Source organism: Hymenobacter rubripertinctus, from assembly GCF_003583925.1.
Classification (GTDB): Bacteria; Bacteroidota; Bacteroidia; order Cytophagales; family Hymenobacteraceae; genus Hymenobacter; species Hymenobacter rubripertinctus.
On the sequence record NZ_QYCN01000029.1, the window covers coordinates 1 to 15,429 of the forward strand.

Annotated in this window: 14 protein-coding genes; 4 read left to right on the top strand and 10 right to left on the bottom strand. The window is 60.2% G+C overall.

Going from position 1 to position 15,429, the window contains the following annotated elements:
- The first annotated feature begins 149 nt into the window (after positions 1-149).
- Positions 150-797, top strand: coding sequence for a hypothetical protein (locus D0T11_RS16240; RefSeq protein ID WP_119656857.1), 648 nt, complete (start codon positions 150-152; stop codon positions 795-797).
- A gap of 65 nt (positions 798-862) precedes the next feature.
- On the opposite strand, the gene D0T11_RS22195 is transcribed toward D0T11_RS16240, so the two are convergent.
- On the bottom strand, positions 863-1,048 hold the full coding sequence (locus tag D0T11_RS22195) for a hypothetical protein (protein WP_147374695.1): 186 nt from the start codon (positions 1,046-1,048) through the stop codon (positions 863-865).
- Positions 1,049-1,323: 275 nt separating this feature from the next.
- Here D0T11_RS22195 and D0T11_RS16245 point away from each other — a divergent pair, with 275 nt between their 5' ends.
- Positions 1,324-1,692: a hypothetical protein gene (locus D0T11_RS16245; protein WP_119656858.1), complete on the top strand. Its 369-nt coding sequence runs from the start codon at positions 1,324-1,326 to the stop codon at positions 1,690-1,692.
- A gap of 270 nt (positions 1,693-1,962) precedes the next feature.
- On the opposite strand, the gene D0T11_RS16250 is transcribed toward D0T11_RS16245, so the two are convergent.
- The 9 genes from D0T11_RS16250 to D0T11_RS16290 form a co-directional block, all read right to left on the bottom strand.
- A complete protein-coding gene (locus tag D0T11_RS16250; protein WP_119656859.1) occupies positions 1,963-3,504 on the bottom strand; it encodes an aldehyde dehydrogenase family protein in 1,542 nt (513 codons plus the stop codon).
- Between the two features lie 137 nt (positions 3,505-3,641).
- Positions 3,642-4,643 (bottom strand): class 1 fructose-bisphosphatase, encoded by a 1,002-nt coding sequence (gene fbp / locus D0T11_RS16255; protein WP_119656860.1) that lies wholly within the window; start codon positions 4,641-4,643, stop codon positions 3,642-3,644.
- Positions 4,644-4,989: 346 nt separating this feature from the next.
- Positions 4,990-6,339, bottom strand: a complete 1,350-nt coding sequence (locus tag D0T11_RS16260; protein ID WP_119656861.1) for an MFS transporter — start codon at positions 6,337-6,339, stop codon at positions 4,990-4,992.
- Positions 6,340-6,464: 125 nt separating this feature from the next.
- Positions 6,465-7,121, bottom strand: a complete 657-nt coding sequence (locus D0T11_RS16265) for a beta/alpha barrel domain-containing protein (RefSeq protein ID WP_119656862.1) — start codon at positions 7,119-7,121, stop codon at positions 6,465-6,467.
- Between the two features lie 102 nt (positions 7,122-7,223).
- A complete protein-coding gene (locus tag D0T11_RS16270) occupies positions 7,224-8,234 on the bottom strand; it encodes a sugar kinase (protein WP_119656863.1) in 1,011 nt (336 codons plus the stop codon).
- Between the two features lie 194 nt (positions 8,235-8,428).
- Positions 8,429-9,868 (bottom strand): glucuronate isomerase, encoded by a 1,440-nt coding sequence (uxaC, locus tag D0T11_RS16275; RefSeq protein ID WP_220473737.1) that lies wholly within the window; start codon positions 9,866-9,868, stop codon positions 8,429-8,431.
- 174 nt (positions 9,869-10,042) lie between these two features.
- Positions 10,043-10,273, bottom strand: coding sequence for a DUF2905 domain-containing protein (locus D0T11_RS16280; protein ID WP_119656864.1), 231 nt, complete (start codon positions 10,271-10,273; stop codon positions 10,043-10,045).
- A gap of 21 nt (positions 10,274-10,294) precedes the next feature.
- The gene (locus D0T11_RS16285; protein WP_119656865.1) at positions 10,295-10,738 is read right to left on the bottom strand and encodes a hypothetical protein; all 444 of its coding nucleotides are present in this window, start codon (positions 10,736-10,738) and stop codon (positions 10,295-10,297) included.
- A 2-nt stretch (positions 10,739-10,740) separates the two neighbouring features.
- Positions 10,741-13,308 (bottom strand): type IA DNA topoisomerase, encoded by a 2,568-nt coding sequence (locus D0T11_RS16290; RefSeq protein WP_119656866.1) that lies wholly within the window; start codon positions 13,306-13,308, stop codon positions 10,741-10,743.
- Positions 13,309-13,468: 160 nt separating this feature from the next.
- Between D0T11_RS16290 and D0T11_RS16295 the strand changes: the two genes are divergently transcribed.
- Positions 13,469-14,782, top strand: a complete 1,314-nt coding sequence (locus D0T11_RS16295) for a DUF3696 domain-containing protein (RefSeq protein ID WP_119656928.1) — start codon at positions 13,469-13,471, stop codon at positions 14,780-14,782.
- Positions 14,783-14,789: 7 nt separating this feature from the next.
- Positions 14,790-15,275, top strand: a complete 486-nt coding sequence (locus D0T11_RS16300; protein WP_119656867.1) for a hypothetical protein — start codon at positions 14,790-14,792, stop codon at positions 15,273-15,275.
- The last annotated feature ends 154 nt before the right edge of the window (positions 15,276-15,429 follow it).

A 15,429-nucleotide genomic window follows, 5' to 3' on the forward strand; every position in this document is an offset into this window, starting at 1 on the left:
AGCAGGACGATAAGCAAAATGTCGCTCAGGGCGTGGGAGCAGCGACCCGCTACGCGAAAGTCCTGGACGTCGGCAAAATGGTGGTGCAAGTTCATCTGACGAAGGTACCATCCCAGCCAAAATCACCCTATTTGGTGCGGTAGCCCTAATTGCAGGTTTACCGCCACCGCTACGCTACCGGCACCCTCGACGCCTCCTTCACCCGGCTCCCCGGCCAGGATCCCAACGGGAACGTGCACAAGGCCGCAGCCACTTACGGCGTCCGGCTCCACGCCGGCACCAACCAGACGACGCGCATCGATACCAGCCGCTACGGCCCGGCATCCATCACCCCGTTCCCCACGACTATCCTGGCCATCAACCCCTACGCGCGCCTCGACCGGAAGTGGGTGGGCCTGGGCTACGGTCTTATGCTTGGCAACCTCGGCTACCACCGGGTCAGCTTCGGAGACGAGCAGAGCGACTTCGATTTGCAGGCTTCCCTGCGCCTGGGCCGCCGCGAAACGGTGTACGCCCTGGCCGAATACAACTACCTGGGCTACGGCTCGGCCAACCCCCAGCACCGGTTGGGCTTGGGCACCGGCTTCGGGGGCACGCGCTGGCAGGTGCTGGCCGGGGCCGCCACCGCCAAAGAATACGAAATACTGCCGACTCAGAGCCGCTGGTCGGGCTTTATAGAAGCGCAGGGGCAGTTTTCGGAACGCTGGCAGGCCAGTACGTTCTTCACCCTGGGCAACCCCAACCAGCAACAGGCGGGGATACGGCTGGGCTACCGGATTCCACGCCCCCGCAAGTAGGCTTTGGGTGGATGCTCGCCCCCGCTGCCAGGGGCGCGGGCTACGACTGATCTCCAGCACTTACTCTATTGGCTGGGTAGTCGCCAGGTACTGAGCGTGGCCGGGGCCTTCCAGTCGAGGACGTTGTAGGGGGCGACTGGGCGGCCGCCAGCCGGGCCAGCAGCAGCCCAAGCAACAGAAGTAGCGGAAGAAGTGGGGGAGTAGCGCGAAGCGTTGGCTTCGCGGGTGGGTGAACGGAGAGGTAAGGGCATCTTGCTTTTGCTGTGGGTGGCTTGGAATCTCCGCTTGGGTCACGTTGTATTTTTTAATTATATAGTTATATTGCCAAGGAAAACGAGAAAATCCGATGCAATAACTTTTACACTATTTATTCACAATTAAAAATATCAATATAATTTTTCCATGAATAGAATTATTAAAATCCATTTTCATCCAAATATTAAAATAATTAATTAAAAAATACAATCACCTTGTTTAACAAAACCCGAAACATACTCAAAAATTAAATTCACTAAACAAAAATCTAATGAAAAAACCCCTTCTTTCTATTACAGCACTTCTTTATGCTTTCGCATTGAAAGCTCAAACTGTAAATGATGTTCCATTAAAAGATATTGATGTCGAATATGTACAAATCGTTGGAACTTCTAAACTATTAAGCACAAAATTAACTATTGAGATTGATTTTGGGCAAAAGACAAAATTCTTTTCATCAGGAAAAGAAACAATAGTAAAAGATGCAGATGGCAAACCCGTAGACTTTAACTCAATGATTGACGCATTGAATTTCATGTCTAAAAACGGGTACAACTTTGTAAACGCATATACAATCACAGTAGCCAATCAAAATGTATATCATTATCTAATGAGAAATAAGAAGAGTAAATCTGAGTAAAAACATTAATAGTATATTTAGATTAAATAGCCATAAAAAATAGAAAACCTTTTACACTCCCCACCAAAAAGCCCCACCCGAAGCATGCAGCTTCCGGCGGGGCTTTTCGCTGTTAACGGGCCTGAGGTGCCGGGGGCAGCGCCCGGTTTTTTCGGGGCTGGCCGGCGGTTCTACCGCTTCGGGGAAGAGGCTTCCTGCGAAGCGGTAGAGATGCTTCGACTGCGGCTATGCCTTCGCTCAGCATGACCGTTTCTTTGTGACCGGCCGGGGCTAGATGTGCTCGGGCAGCAGGATGGAATCTTCGAAGTTGCCCAGGATGGCTTTTTCGCCTTCCGTGACGGCTTCCACCAGCAGGGCCCCGCCTACGAAGGCGCCCTTCCAGGATTCGCCCAGGCCGCCGAATACTTCCTCCCGGTCGCCGCGGGAACGGAGCTTGTTGAGGCCCACTTTGAAGGCGCGCACTTCCTTGGCGGTGCGGGCGGCCCACTTGGCGTCGTCGGAGGCCAGGGCGGCTACCAGGGCGCCGTTGCTGATGTTCATTTCGCCCACCAACTCCTCCACGCGGTCTACGAGCACGATGCTGTCGATGGGGCCAAAGGGCTCCTTGAAGTACAGTTCGCTCTGGCGCGGCAGGTTTACCAGGGCCCGGGGGGCGCGGTAGGCGCTGCGGTCCTGGCCGGGCAGGAACAGGCTGTCGTCTAATTTACCCTCGTAGATGGGCGTAGCGCCGGTTTTGAGCGCGTCGGCGTAGAGGCGGTCGAGGTCTTCGGCCTGGGCCCGGTTGATGACGGGCCCGAAAGCCAGGTCGGGCAGCTTATCGTCGGCCGAATCCACGAGCGTGGGGTTGCCCACTTTCAGGCCCTTGATGGTGTTCCAGTAGGTTTCCACGAACTGCGGGAACAGGCGGCGCTCCACCACGAAGCGCACGTAGGCCGTGCAGCGCTGCTTGCCGTAATCGTAGCCCTTCTTGAGCTGCTCGGCGAGGCCGTCCCAGTCGCTGTAATCCCAGATGCCGTAGGTGTTCACGCCTTCCATTTCCAGCATGTAGCGCTTGTCGTTCTGGGCCAGCGCGTCGGCGATGTTGCGGCCGTTGTAGCGGCCACCCACGAAGCTGAGGCAGTCTACGGCGTCGTTGCGCACCAGCACGTCGCTGAGCTCCCCGCCCGAGCCGCTGACCAGCGTCACGGGCAGGCCGCAGCGGCGGGCAATGGCGAAGGTCAGGCTCAGGGAAATGAAGCCGCCGTCGGTGGGGGTTTTGGCAATTACGGCGTTGCCGCACAGCGCCTGCACCAGCACCGCGTGCAGCAGCACCGACATGGGGTAATTCCAGGAGGCAATATTGCTCACCAGGCCCAGCGGCTTGCGCTTCCCGAGCATGCTCTCGATGTTGTCCACGTACCACTGCACGCCGTCGATGGCGCGGTCGATGTCGGTGAAGCCCAGCTTGTAGGTTTTGCCGATTTCCCATATCAGCAGCTTGCCCACCAGCTCCACGTGGGACTGTAGCTGATCGAGGCAGTCCTGGACGCGGCGCTTACGCTCCTCGAGGTCGACGGCGGCCCAGGCGGCGGCTTCTTTTTTGGCGGCCTGTACGGCGCGCAGGGCCGTGGCGTGGTCGAGCATGGGCAGCCAGCCGAGCTGGGTACCATCGATGGGCGAGATGAACTCGCGGGGCTTGCCGGGCTCCTGCCAGCGGCCTTCCATCAGGTTGAGGAAGCCGTTGCCATCGGCCGTAAAAATTTCGGGGGCGGCGGTTTTCGTCTGTTGCAGCAGGAAGCCAAACTCCACCTGCGGGGAAATCATTTTTGCCATGAGGAAAGAAAGTGTAGGGTTTCGGAGCGCGGCAACTGCGGCCCCAGGGAGAACGTGCGCGTCAAGGTAAGCGCTCCGGGCGATTTGCCCGCACGCGGACCAACAACAAACTGGAATTTCTACGGGTTTTAGTTGGACTACGCCGTTTCCGATAACAGTCTGGCTACCAGTTCCGGCGAGCCGATAAATAAGGGGCTGCGCTGGTGAAAATCTACGGGTTCCAGATCGAGCACCGGCCCCTCCCCCGTCTCGGCCCGGCCCCCGGCCTGCTCGATAAGGAAGGCCAGCGGGAAGTTCTCATACAGCAGGCGCAGTTTGCCGGCCGCGTTTTTGGCCGTGGGCGGGTACAGATAAATGCCGCCCGTGAACAGATTGCGGTGGTAGTCGGCCACCAGCGAGCCCACGTAGCGCCCGCTCATGCGCTGCTGCTTGCACTGGAGCAGGAAGTCGCGCACGTACTGCGGGTAGTCGAACCAGTGGCCCTCGTTGCAGCTGAACACCGGTCCGGTGGCCGGAATCGTGATGCGGGGGTGGGAAAGAAAAAATTCACCCAGCGAGTTTTCGTAGGTGAAGCCCGCCACCCCGTGGCCGGTGGTGTACACGAGCATCGTGCTGGAACCATACAGAATGTAGCCCGCCGCCACCTGCGCCCGCCCGCCCTGCAGAAAATCGGCCCGCGTGGCCGGCCCGCCCACCGCCGACACGCGCCGGTAGATGCTGAAGATGGTGCCGATGCTCACGTTCACATCGATGTTGCTGGAGCCGTCTAAAGGGTCCATGGCCACCACGTACTTGCCCTGCACGTTGCCCGTCTGGATGAGGTCGTCCTCTTCCTCGCTGAGGATGGCGCAGGCCTCGCCCCCGTTGGTAAGGGTCCGGATGAAGCGGATGTTGGCTTCCACATCGAGGCGCTGTTGCTGCTCGCCCTGCACGTTGTGCTGGCCCATGCTGCCGATAATGCTCGACAGACCGGCCCGGTTCACGTCGCGGTGCACGATTTTGCCGGCCAGGGCCAGGTCGCGCAGCAGCTGGCTCAGCTCGCCGGTAGCGAAACCGAACTCGGCCTGCTTGCGCATGATGTAGCGGTCGAGGGTGGTGCCCACCGGCTGGGCCAGGGTGTTTTCAGTGGAAAGGTTCATACAAGGAAACGGGTACGGGAAGCCTGATGGGTTAGCTGTTGTAGTGGCACCTAAGGAAGCGTGCACGCTTCGGGCTGGCGGTTCACCTCACGCCCCGGCCCCCTCTCCTCGGGGAGAGGGGGAGCCTTTTCCGGAGCTCTTGGCTGGCAGCCGTTGGGTATTGCCTTGCCTTAGGTGAAAAATCCATCCGCTATCGGCCGACAGCTACGTCTTCTGGCTTCCCCTCTCCCCGGGGAGAGGGGGCCGGGGGGGGTGAGGTGAATCGTCAGCCCGAAGCGGTAGAGCCGCTTCGGCTGCGCTCAGCATGACCCGTTCTTTGGCATATCACACTCCCCGAAATTCCCTATCACACCCCTTCATCGAGGCGGATTTTTTCCATGCGGGGGGCGAAGGCCTGCATCAGGGCCCAGGCCAGCAGGTAGGCCCCGCCGCAGATCCAGAACATGATGTAGTAAGCGTGGTCGAGCTGGCCGATGCTTTCGTAGTACACAAACATGCGCTTCTGCACCAGGGCCGAGAGCAGGATGCCGCCCAGGCCGCCGGCCATGCCGCCGATACCCGTGACGGAGGCCACGGCGCGGTTCGGGAACATATCCGAGACGGTAGTGAAGATGTTGGCGCTCCAGGCCTGGTGGGCGGCGGCGGCAATGCCAATCACGAGCACGGCCAGCCACATATTAATCTGGCCGAGCTGCTGGGCAAACACAATCGGGAATACGCAGAAGGCAATCAGCAGCATGCTGATTTTGCGGGCCCGGAAGGGCAGCATGCCGTTTTTGATGAGCTGGAGCGGAATCCAGCCCCCGCCCACGCTGCCGATGCTCGACAGAATGTAGACCACGGCCACGGGCAGCGCAATCTGGGTGCCGGTGAGGCCGTATTGCTTGTTGAGGAAGTCGGGCAACCAGAACAGGTAGAACCACCAGATGGGGTCGGTGAGGAACTTGCCAAACACGAAGGCGTAGGTCTGCCGGTAGCTCAGCAGCTTGAACCACGATACTTTGGGCTGCACTTCGAGGCCGGCCGTGGCCGGGTCTTCATCCTGGGTGATGTAGTCGAACTCCGATTTGGTGAGCCGGGCGTGGCGGGCGGGCACCTCGTACACCACCATCCAGAGGGCCAGCCACACAAACCCCAGGGCTCCGGTAATCACAAAGGCCCACTTCCAGCCGATGGATTCGGCAATAAACGGCACGGTGAGCGGGGCAATAATGGCCCCTACATTGGAGCCCGAATTGAAGATGCCCGTGGCCAGGGCCCGCTCCTTCTGCGGAAACCACTCGGCGGTGGTTTTGATGGCGGCCGGAAAGTTGCCGGCCTCCGTGATGCCCAGGGCGGCCCGCGCCACCGAAAAGCCCAGGGTGCTGCTCACAAACGCGTGCCCGATGGCGGCCAGGCTCCACAGCAACGTCGACAGCGCGTACCCGATTTTAGTGCCCAGCTTATCAATGAGCCGGCCCGCCCCCAGCATACCAATCGAGTAGGCCACTTTGAAGGCAATTTCGATGTCGGCGTAGTCGCCGGCGTTCCAGTTGAAGACCTTTTCGAGGTAGGGCTTGAGCAGGGAAATAACGGCCCGGTCGAGGTAGTTGACGGTGGTAGCGAAGAATACCAGCGAGCAAATCGTCCAGCGGTAGCGGCCCATGGTGGTGGCCGCCGACCCAGGTGGCGATATAGCGGAAGCAGTCTGTGACATGGCGCAAGCGGGAATTCGGGGGTGGGAAATACGAGGTTTGTCATCCTGAGCAGCGCGAAGGATCCTATCACGTCTGAACAACCGCTTTAATGGATTGAGCGAACGTGAAAGGTCCTTCGCGCTGCTCAGGATGACAAGGCAGGCGGCACGAACGTGAGCAGCTCGGCGGTGAGCTGGCGCAGGTGAGCGGGGTCGTCGTTTTTGAAGAGCTGGGAGCCCATGCCCACCACGTTCACGCCCGCCCCGAACCACTCTTTCAGACTGGCCTCGGTGGGCTCCACGCCGCCCGTCACCATCAGGGGCACGGTGGGCATGGGGCCGCGCAGGCTCCGGATGAAGCCCGGCCCCAGCACGTTGCCGGGGAATATTTTCACGATGGCCGCGCCCAGCTGGGTGGCCTCGTACACCTCGCGCACCGTCATGCAGCCGGGCAGCCAGGGCGCGCCGTGGCGGCCACACACCTCGGCCACCTCGGCAGTCAGGCAGGGCTGCACCACGAAGTCGGCCCCGGCGGCCAGGAACCGCTCAGCATCGGCAGCCGTGTAAATGGTACCGATACCCAGCAGCATCTCGGGGCAATTCGCGCGCACGAACCGCACCAGCTCCTCGAACACGCCCAGCGCCTGCGCCCCCCGGTTGGTGAACTCGAACACGCGCAAACCGCCCGCGTAGCAGGCCTGCACCACCCGGCGGGCGTACGCGGCCTCGGCGTGGTAGAACACCGGCACCACGGGGTAGCGCAGCACGGTTTCGAGAACATGGTCAGCGGAGAAACGGGGCATTTTGTTGGTTTTTGGTGAGTGGTTTTTGGTTTTTGGTGAGTGGTTTGGGGGGGGTGGTCGAACGGACCAAAAACCGAAAACCACCCACCAAAAACCAGTACCCTACCGCAGCAGCCGGCCGGTGGTGTTGCCGGCCACAATGTGGTGGACTTCGGCGGGCGTTACCACGTTGATGTCGCCCGAAATGGTGTGCTTGAGGGCCGAGGCGGCGGTAGCGAAGGTCAGGGCTTCGGGCACCGTGGGCAGGTGGAGCCGCCCGTAGATGAAGCCCGAAATGAAGGCGTCGCCCCCGCCGATGCGGTCCACCACGGGGTTGATGTCGAAGAACCCGGTTTCGTGGTAGTGCCCTTCGGCGTAGGCCAAGCCCTTGATGCGCTCATGGGAGGCGCTTTGGGTGGCCCGGCGGGTGGCAATTACCTGCCTGATGTTCGGGAAGCGGGCCATCAGCTGCTCGCTCATCGAGACGAAGCTGTTTTCGGCGCCGGCTTCGGGTTTGATGCCGAACAGGTCCTCGGCGTCGCCCTCGGTGCAGACCACCAGGTCGCAACCGGCCACCAGCTCGGGCATCACGTCCTGGGCGCGCTGGCCGTATTGCCACAGGTTGCGGCGGTAGTTTACGTCGGCTGAAACCGTGAGGCCCCGGCGGCGGGCGGCGGCAATGGCCTCGCGGGTGGCCTGGGCCGCCGAGGCCGAAATGGCGGGCGTAATACCGGTCCAGTGCAGCCATTGGGCATCTTTTAGAATTTCATCCCACTTAAACCACTCGGGTTGCAGGTTGGCGAAAGCCGAGTCGTAGCGGTCGTACACGATGCGGCTGGCCCGTAGCGAGGCCCCCACTTCGAGGAAGTACAGGCCCAGCCGCTCGCCCCGGAACACGCAGTGGCGCATGTCCACGCCGTGGCCCCGGAAGTGCTGGGCGGCGGCCTGGCCCACGGCGTTATCGGGGAAGCAGCCCACGTGCGCGGCCGGCACGCCCAAATGGGCCAGGGCCGCCCCCACGTTGGCGTCGCCCCCGCCGTAGGTTACGTCCAGGGAGCTGGCCTGCGACATCCGGTAGTGGAGCGGCGGCGACAACCGCATCATGATTTCACCAAACGTGACGACTTGTTTCATTGGTGGGGTTTGGGGCGGGAGGGGTKGGGTTGATGAGAAGCTAAGTCTAGTGCTAGCTCCCCTCCTTGGAAAGGAGGGGCTGGGGGTGGTTGATGTTGCCAGAACTGGTTCCAGCGCTGGTTCTTAAGAGGCTGTTCAACGATTGTCAACCACCCCCAGCCCCTCCTCATCTGAGGAGGGGAGCTGACGTTGCACTACACCGCTTCCGCGGCTTCCTTCACGTTTACTTTCTCGAAGCCGAAATAGGCCTTGGCATTGTAGTAGCAGATGTTCTGGATGATGCCGCCGAGCAGTTCCAGGTCGTCGGGCAGCTCACCGTTTTCCACATCGGTGCCGAACAGGTTGCAGAGCACGCGGCGGAAATACTCGTGGCGCGGGTACGAGAGGAAGCTGCGCGAGTCGGTGAGCATGCCCACGAACCGGCTCAGCAGGCCCATGTTGCTCAGGGCGTTGAGCTGCTTTTCCATGCCGTCCTTCTGGTCGAGGAACCACCAGCCGGAGCCGTACTGCACCTTGCCGGCCACCGAGCCGTCGTTGAAGTTGCCCGCCATCGTGGCCAGCAGTTCGTTGTCGGCGGGGTTGAGGTTGTAGAGGATAGTTTTGGCCAGCTTGTCCTGCTCGTCGAGGCGGTTGAGGAAGCGCGAGAGGGCGCGACCCTGGGCGAAGTCGCCGATGGAGTCCCAGCCCGTATCGGGGCCGAGCTGGCGCAGCATGCGGGCGTTGTTGTTGCGCAGCGCCCCAAGGTGGTACTGCTGGGTCCAGCCCTTCTCCCAGTCCATTTCGGCCAGCAGCACCAGCAGCGCCGATTTGAGCGTGAGAACCTCTTCGCTTGTCAGCTGCTGCCCGCCGCGCACCCGGGCAAACAGCGCCTGTACCTGGGCCGGGGTATAGTCGGCGGCGTAGAGCTGTTCCAGACCGTGGTCGGATAGGCGGCAGCCAAGGGCGGCGAAGTAGTCGTGGCGGGTGCGCAGGGCCGTTTCCAGGTCGGCGTAGGTGCGGATGTCGACGGCGGCGGCTTTGCCCAGCTTATCGAGGTAGGCGTTGTAAGTGGCAGCGTCTTCCACGGCCATGGCCTTATCGGGGCGGAAGGTGGGCAGCACCTGCACCGCGCAGCCGCTGGCAGCCAGGGCGCGGTGGTGCTCCAGCGAGTCGAGGGGGTCGTCGGTGGTGCAGAGCGTGCGCACGTTCATTTTGCGCAGCAGGCTTTGCACCGAGTATTCGGGCGTACGCAGCAGGGCGTTACAGTGGTCGTAGATGCGGCGGGCGCTTTCGGCATTCAGCAGCTCCGTGATGCCGAAGTAGCGCTGCAATTCCAGGTGGGTCCAGTGGTAGAGCGGGTTGCGCACGGTCTGGGGCACGGTGGCGGCCCACTGCTCGAACTTTTCCCAGTCGGAAGCCTCGCCGGTGATGTAGTGCTCGGGGATGCCGTTGGCGCGCATGGCCCGCCACTTGTAATGGTCGCCGGCGAGCCAGATTTGGGTGAGGTTATCGAACTGCCGGTCCTGGGCAATCTGGTCGGGCGGCAGGTGATTGTGGTAGTCGATAATGGGCATGGGCGCGGCGTACTGGTGGTACAGCGTGCGGGCCGTGGCCGTCTGGAGCAGGAAATCCTCGTCGAGGAAGGGCTTCATCATCAGCAGCGGATTTGAAAGGGTAGCCTCCCCGCAACAAGGCGGCAGGTGGGTAAAGGTATCAGGTTCAGCCCCCGCAAGACACGGCTTTTGGCGCTGAAATCCCGGTTTTTCTACGCAAACGTTTCCGGTAAACGCGGCCCGTACCCAACTTGTGCCTGCTCCCGGCTCCTTCCGCTACCCGCCCAGCTTCCGCCCCAGCCACAGCAGCGCGCTCAGCACCAGACTCACCACCACCATCGACACGATGGGCGCATAGAACCGGAAGCCCGGCCGCTCCACCCGAATATCACCCGGCAGCCGCCCGAACCAGCCCAGCAGGTTCCCGCCGCCCAGCCACAGCAGCGCCCCCAGCAGCATCAGGCCCAGGCCGACAAGGAAAAGGGTTTTACCGAGGTGAGGGGGCATAGTACTTTCCGTTAGCTCGTTTTACATCCATTCGAAGAACCGTTGCCACCAATTGAGAACTGGGTCTATACCTACCTGCTTGCCAGTATATTCCAGATTATATACCACTTCAGGCACGTATACATAACCGTGATTCGCCAGCAAACGGACTATAGTGGCTAATAGCAGCGGTGCTATTAGCTCTTCGTCCGCTAAAGCCACCAATTCCCCAAAATTACTGAAGCGTAAGACCTGATTTACAGAATTTTCATCTGGACCGGGTAGCAAAACCTGACTATGGAAAGGAGCATCTTGTATTGCACTGCCAGTTTCTACTGGTAGCTGCAGACCCGTTTCCATTTGCAGGACCGCTACAGTAAGCTGTAGCTTTCTAAGCTTAGGAAGATAGTCGAACCCAGTTGGATACTCCCAGTTCTTGGCAGTATCAAGTTGTTCCAACAGGCGCTGAAGCTGTTCATTGTTCATAATCACCCCTTATTATCAAACACCGGCTCAATCCGGCCATCGGCGCCGATTTGCAGCACGGCTTCGTAGCGGTTGCCGGTTTTGCTGGAGATGAAGCCGCGGATGACGCCGGTTTTGCCCTTGCGCAGGAGCTGGTTCATCTGGGTGTCGGTGAGGGTTTTGCCGCCCCAGGCGAAGGGCACGCGGAACTGGCAGTCCTCGCGGAAGCGGGAGCAGCCCCAGGCGCTGCTGCCGCGCAGCATCTGGCCCAGGCGGCACACGGGGCAGGGTATCTGGCCGGGGTTGGTGGCGGTGGTGGGCTTGCTTTCGGCGGCCCGGGCCAGTTCCAGGGTGCGGGCGGGCGTGAGCAGGATGGCCGCGTCGAACTTGTTGCCGTCGTCGTCCAGAAAACCCTTCATCACCTGGGTCCGGCCTTTTTTGAGCAGGTCACCGGCTTGCTTATCGGTGATTTTCTTACCCGCAAACTCCGTCGGCAGCCGGAACTGGCAGCCTTCCTTCCAGCGCGAGCAGCCAAACGCCGCCTTGCCCCGCAGCACGTGCCCGGAGTTGCAGACGGGACAAGGGCCTAAGCCCTCTTTAGTTGTTGGTTGTTGGTTGTTAGTTGTCAGGCGAGCGGGCGCGGCTTTGCCCGCCGGGGCTCCCCCTCTCCCCGAGGAGAGGGGGCTGGGGGGTGAGGTACCAGCCACGGTACTGATGGCGCGGCCGGAGCCGTCCTGCTTCACCTCCTGCACCATTTCGCGCACCAGCTGCTTGAGCTCCCCCAGAAACTGCGCCTGATCCAGCTCCCCGCCCTCAATCTGGCGCAGCTTCTTCTCCCACTGCCCCGTCAGCTCCGCCGACTTTAGGGTGGGATTGCGGATGAGGCCGATGAGCTCGACGCCCGTTGGCGTGGGCACGATTTTCTTTTTGTCGCGGATGATGTAGCCGCGCTTGAACAGGGTTTCGATGATGGCGGCGCGGGTACTCGGGCGGCCGATGCCGTTCTCCTTCATGGCCAGGCGCAGCTCGTCGTCGTCCACGTTGCGGCCGGCGGTTTCCATGCCGCGCAGCAGCATGGCCTCGGTGTAGTCGCGCGGGGCCTGGGTTTGCTTGGCATCGAGGCGGGGCTTATGGGGGCCGGATTCGTCCTTCACGAAGGCCGGCAGCACGGTACCCACCACGTCGTCATCGTCGTTGTTCGTTGCTCGTTTTTCGTTGTTCGTAACCGTTTGCTTCTCCGGGTCGCCGTAGACTTCGCGCCAGCCGGGGCTGAGAATCTGCCGGCCCCGGACCCGGAATATGAGGCCCGCCACGTCGGCCGTTACGGTGGTGTTCGACACCTCGCAATCGGGATAAAACGCGGCCAGGAAGCGGCGCACGATGATGTCGTACACCCGCTGCTCGTTGCCGCCCAGGCCGTTGGCGCTGGCTCCGGTCGGGATGATGGCGTGGTGGTCGGTGACTTTGTTGTTGTTGAACACCTTGGCGCTCTTGCGGATTTTGGCGGCCAGCAGCGGGGCCGTGAGGGTCGCGTACCCGCCCAGGCCGCGCAGAATACCGGCAATTTTGGGGTACTGGTCGTCGGGCAGAAACGTGGTATCCACGCGGGGGTAACTCACCACTTTCTTCTCGTAAAGGCCCTGCACGGTTTTGAGCGTGTCCTCGGCCGAGAGGCCCAGCTGGTTGTTGCACTGCACCTGCAAGGAGGTCAAATCGAACAGCGCGGGCGGACTTTCCAGGGCCTTTTTGATGATGACGCTGGTGACCGTGAGCGGCTGGCCGGTCACGCGGGCCAGGGCTTCGTCGGCTTCCTGCTGGGTCACAAAGTAGCCGCGGGCCTTGAGGCGGGCCTTTTCGTCGGGTTCGTCGTCGTCCTTGCCCGGCTTCACTACCGCTACGTGGCTGAACATCGTACTCCGGTACTCGGCCCGCAGCACCCAGTAGGGCTCGGGCCGGAAGTTCTGGATTTCGTGGTAACGGTCCACCAGCAGCGCCAGCGTGGGCGTCTGCACCCGCCCGATGCTGAGCACCTGGCGCTGGCCGGGCGCATACTTGAGTGTGAACAGCCGGGTGGCGTTCAAACCCAGCAACCAGTCGCCCACGGCCCGGCTTTTACCGGCCTGGTAAAGCGAGTCGAACTCGGAACCCTCGCGCAGGTTCTGGAAGCCCTGGCGGATGGCTTCCTCGGTGAGGGAGGAAATCCAGAGGCGTTTGGTGGGCTTGCGGTACTTGGCCTCCAGCAGCACCCAGCGCTGAATCACCTCCCCTTCCTGGCCCGCGTCGCCGCAGTTGATTACCTCGTCGGCGGCGGCCAGCAGGCGCTTGATTACCCCGAACTGGCGCACCACGCCATCGTCACGGAGCATGAGCTTGATGCCGAACTGCTCGGGCAGCATGGGTAAATCGTGGATGCTCCAGCGCTTCCACTCGGGGCGGTAGTCCTCGGGCTCGCGCAGCTGGCAGAAGTGGCCAAACGTCCAGGTGACCTGGTAGCCGTTGCCCTCGTAGTAACCGTCCATCCGGCGGTCGGCCCCGAGGACCTGGGCAATTTCACGGGCTACGCTGGGCTTTTCGGCAATGCAAACAATCATCGCGGATTTTGCGGATTAATCATGATTTCGCGGATTTCGGTCGGCCGCGCGGAATCAACAAAGATAGGCCGGGAAAAGATCGGGTGGAGTTCGTGTAACGGAGCAAGGTGGCTTCCTTGGTTGGTTCGCTTACCTTCGCTTGGTCTTCACGCACCACGCTATGCTCAACTCGCTTCGCATTCAGAACTTCAAATCCTGGCAGGATACCGGCGACATTCAGTTCGGCAGCATCACCGGCTTCTTCGGCACCAACTCCTCGGGCAAAACCAGCATCCTGCAATTCCTGCTGATGCTCAAGCAGACCGTGGAGTCGTCGGACCGGGCGCAGATTTTGAATTTGGGAGATGAGCGGTCTTATGTGGAGTTAGGTACTATGCATGATATTCTCCATAATCATGATGAATCAGAGAATATAAGATTTGCCTTGGGATGGCAGGAAGAGGCAGGTTCAGAAGACTATAAAAAATACCATTTTTCACAAAACACACCTTACGTATTTTCAGCTAATATCAAGACACGAAGCAATAACATATACCTAGAAGAATTTTTCTATAAAATACATGATTTGACATACAGAATATACAGAGAAAATACCAATTATCGAATGATTGTCACCAACAGAAATTATAAGTCATTCTCCGAACAGATGATTGGCAAAATTGACAAGTTTTACTATGCCCCATTCCTTAGTAACGATTATTTCGTAGAAGTCGAACCCCAATTAGCAACTGCTTACACATCATTTAACTGGTTTTTTGGGTCAATATTCTATTTAGGCCCTTTGCGGGCAAATCCAAAACGTTTATACGTATGGGGCGGAAGTAATACTGATGATGTTGGAAAAGAAGGGGAGAAAACAATAGCCGCGATTCTAGCGTCAAAAAACCAAAATAAAGGAACATCTGATAATATTTTAGATCTCGAACAACACGTAGCCTACTGGCTCAAAGAGCTCGGACTGATTCACTCCTTCGAAGTACGCCCAATTGCGCCTAATCGCAAGGAATACGAGGTGCGCATCAAGCGCACCGCTGAATCGGCTGAGGTGTTTTTGACGGATGTGGGCTTTGGGGTTTCGCAGTTGCTGCCGGTGCTGGTGCTGCTGTTTTACGTGCCGGAGGGCTCGACTATCATTCTGGAGCAGCCGGAGATTCATTTGCACCCGGCCGTGCAGGCGGGGCTGGCCGACGTGTTTATCGACGCCATCAAGCGGCGCAACGTGCAGATTATCCTGGAAAGCCACAGCGAGCATCTGTTGCAGCGGTTGCAACGGCGGCTGGCCGAAGAAGCATTGCCCACCGACCAGGTGAAGCTCTATTTCACCGATTTCGTGGGGGCCGCTTCCACCCTCACTCCGCTCGACCTGGACGAGTACGGCAATATCCGCAACTGGCCCAAAAACTTCTTCGGCGATACCATGGGCGAAGCCGCCGCCATGATGGAAGCCGAGATGAAGCGTAAAATGCAATCCTAAGCAGCTGATGCATTTTCTGATCGACACTAACGTACCGCTCGTCGCCAACGGCGCGTCAGCCGCCGGTCCCAGGTGCGTACTGGCAGCCGTGGAGCGGCTTAGGCAATTGCAGCAGCACGAGATTCTGGTGCTGGACGATTCGTTTCTGATTCTTCGGGAATACCAAAACAAGCTCAGCCCCAGCGGCCAGCCCGGCGTGGGCGATGCCTTCCTGCAATGGGTATTGCGCAACCGCGCAAATCCCCAGCACTGCGAATCCGTGCAACTGGAACCTGACGCAGAAAGAGGCTTCGCCGCCTTTCCCGACGACCCTGAACTGGCCGACTTCGACCCCTCTGACCGTAAGTTCGTGGCAACATCGCTCACCCACCCGGCCCGGCCAGTCATCGTGAATGCCACCGATACCGACTGGCATCACCACCGGGAACCGCTGGCGCGCAGCGGCATCCAACTGGAGTTCATCTGTCCGGAGGAAATGGTCCGTCTGCGGTAAGCCTGTAGCGTCCCGGGCCTTCATGCCGCGCTCATGCGGGCCGGTGTAGGTTGGGGCATCGTTTCACTTTTGCTGTTCCGATTATGAAAAAGCTACTGCGGCCCGCCGCCGCCCTGTGGCTGCTGGTTTCCGCCGCCGAGGCCGGTCCGCGCCA